Raw genomic sequence first — 2,680 nt, 5'->3', positions numbered from 1 at the left:
CAGCTGGACAAGGCGATCGAGCTCGCGCTGGCCGCCCTCGCGGAACAACCGCCCGCCAGCCCACCCGACCTGCCACCTCTGCCGTAACACCCGTCCGGGCCTGCTTCTTGGGGTGGGCCCGCTCTTGGGGTGGGCCCGCTTCGTGCGGTGGGCCCGCTTCGTGCGGTGGGCCCGCTTCGTGCGGTGGGCCCGCTTCGTGCGGTGGGCCCGCTTCGTACGGTGGGCCCACCGATTGGGGTTGACCCGTTGGTTGAGTCGGCCCGCTGGTGGGCCGCTGTTCGAGGCAGGCCCGCCGCATGGGGCGGGCCGTTGGCTTGCGGGTGGCCCGCTGCATGGGGCGGGCCGACCGCTTGGGGCCACCACGGTCCGTCCCGCCCATGGAGGCGGGCCGGTCCACCCGGCCGGCCGTCGCTGGGCGTCCCGCTCACGCGTCCGGGCCGTCCGTCGAGCCGCCAGCCCGCTGCGCCTGGGCGCCCGCAAACGATTGGCCCACCCGGTCGGCCCACCTGGTCGGCCCACCTGGTCGGCCCACCTGGTCGGGCCGCCCGGTCGGTACACCCACCCGGCCACCCGGTCGGGCTGTCCGCCGCGCGGCCGGTGCGGCCGAAGCAGTCGGCCCGCCCCGAGCGGTCGGCCGTCCCATGAGCCGTGGGTGTCAGCGGATGACCGAGGCGATCCGGTCGAGGATCTCGGCGAGGACGGGTTCGGTGGTCGCGAAGTTCAGCCGCACGTACTCCGCGCCCCCAGGCCCGAACCCCGCGCCGTCGTTCAGCAGCACCTTGGCGTCCCGCTCCAGCAGTTCCGCCATGTCCGGCTCCCCGGTGTGCAACCAGGCCAGGTACGTCGCCTGCGGCACCCGGTACCCGAACGACTTGGGCAACCGCTCGGCCAGCGTGTGCCGGTTGCGGTCGAGCAGCGCCACGGTGTCGGCCAGCCACGCGTCCCCCTCCCGCCAGGCGGCGACGGTGGCCTCCACCCCGAACAGGTTCGCCGACCCGTACACGAACGGCGGTTGCGCGTCGAGCACCTCGCGCACCCCGGGATGCCCGATGTGCGCCACCGAGCAGCGGATGCCGCCCAGGTTGAACGCCTTGGTCGCCGAGGTGAGCGTGACCGTGCGGTGGGGGAGGATCGTGGCGAACGGGATGTGCTGGTTCGGTTCGTAGGTGAGGTCCGCGTGGATCTCGTCGGAGATGACCAGCAGATCGTGACGTTCCGCGTGTTCGGCCAGTTCGGTGAGCTCGTCCCTGGTGAAGACCCTGCCGGTCGGGTTGTGCGGGTTGACCAGCAGCAGCACCCGGCATCCTGACAGGTCGGGCACCTCGAAGCGCCAGGTGTCGCCGTCCGGTTCGAGCTGGATGGGCACCAGCGGACGTTGCATGGTGCTCAGCGTCGTCAGGAACGGGTGGTAGGCCGGGGTGTGCAGCGCGACGGCCTGGCCCGGGCGGGTCCAGACCTGGAGCAGGACCTGGAGCGCCTGGTTGATGTCGTTGTAGGAGCGTACGAACGAGGGGTCGGGCTGCCAGGCGTACCTGGCGGCCATGCGTTCGGCGAACGCGTCGGCCAGCGGCCCGGTCTGGGGTGAGTCCAGCCAGGTCGGGTAGCCGAGGTCGCCTTCCGCCCGCCGCCGCAGCGCCTCGATCACGGCAGGGGCGGTCTGGAGGTCCATGTCGGCGACCCAGGCGGGGATGACGCCGGGGGCGGCCGATGCCCACTTAAGTCCATCGTGTGTGGCTTTGAGGTCTTCCGGACTGTATGCGTAGCTCACTTGGTCATTCTAGGATTTATGGTCTTTCAGCGCCCTGGTCGGCTCGTTGTGGCAGCGTTGGGAGACATGATCCACCCGAAGATCGCCGTGATCGTCGACTCCTACCTGGACGTCGCGGACTCCGAGGCCCCCGGCCTGGTCGACGGCCTGTACCTGGAGGGGTCGGCGGCGCTGGGCGACTACCGTCCGGACAGCAGCGACGTGGACTTCGTCGCCGTCACCTCGCGGCTGCCCGACCTCGAGGTGGTCGAACGCATCCGCGCCCGCACGCCCAACGGCTTCGACGGCGTCTACCTCACCTGGGACGACCTCCGCCACGACCCTTCCACCCTGGGCGAGCGCCCGCAGGTGCTCGGCACGCGGGTCGCCCCGCAGCAGTGCAACCCGGTCACCTGGCACACGCTGGCCAGATACGGCGTCACCTGCCGGGGCCCGGAGATCACCGGCCTGGACGTCTGGTGCGACCCCGCCGCCCTGGCCTCCTGGACCGACGGCAACCTCGACCACTACTGGCGCCCGCTGGTGAACCGCAGCTCCAGCCTGCGCGGGCTCGCCGGGCTGGCTTCGCTGAGTGCGTACTCAGCACTGTGGATCGTCACCGGAGTCAGCCGGCTCCACTACACCCTGGCCACCGGCGACCTCACCTCGAAGCACGGAGCCGGACTGCACGCGCTGAAGACGTTCCCGGAGCGCTGGCATCGCGTGATCCGAGAGGCGCTACGCATCCGCGAGACGGACACGGCCCAGCCGACGCCGCGCGCCATGCTGTCGGGCCTGAAGGAGCACTTCGGACGCGCCGGCTCCCGCCCCTCCCTGTACGCCTCACCGTTGGCACGCCGCCGCGACGTACTGGCCTTCGCCAACATGACCATCACCGCCGCCCACCACCTACACACCCCCACCCGCTAACCG

The 2,680-nt window shown here is 71.5% G+C and carries 2 protein-coding genes; one reads left to right on the top strand and one right to left on the bottom strand.

Translation table 11 applies throughout. The features are described 5' to 3' along the window. Positions 1–655 precede the first annotated feature (655 nt). A complete protein-coding gene (locus HII36_RS54530) occupies positions 656–1,669 on the bottom strand; it encodes a MalY/PatB family protein (protein ID WP_173531271.1) in 1,014 nt (337 codons plus the stop codon). 165 nt (positions 1,670–1,834) lie between these two features. On the opposite strand from HII36_RS54530, the gene HII36_RS54525 reads away from it, so the two are divergent. Then, on the top strand, positions 1,835–2,677 hold the full coding sequence (locus HII36_RS54525; RefSeq protein WP_173531270.1) for a nucleotidyltransferase domain-containing protein: 843 nt from the start codon (positions 1,835–1,837) through the stop codon (positions 2,675–2,677). The last annotated feature ends 3 nt before the right edge of the window (positions 2,678–2,680 follow it).

It is taken from the genome of Nonomuraea antri (assembly GCF_013283785.1).
Lineage (GTDB): Bacteria > Actinomycetota > Actinomycetes > Streptosporangiales > Streptosporangiaceae > Nonomuraea > Nonomuraea antri.
This window is presented reverse-complemented; position numbering and strand designations above follow the sequence as displayed.

Coding starts and splice junctions, on each gene's coding strand:
- HII36_RS54530 (WP_173531271.1), bottom strand. CDS start 1,669: ATGGACCTCCAGACCGCCCCTGCCGTGATCGAGGCGCTGCGGCGGCGG.
- HII36_RS54525 (WP_173531270.1), top strand. CDS start 1,835: ATGATCCACCCGAAGATCGCCGTGATCGTCGACTCCTACCTGGACGTC.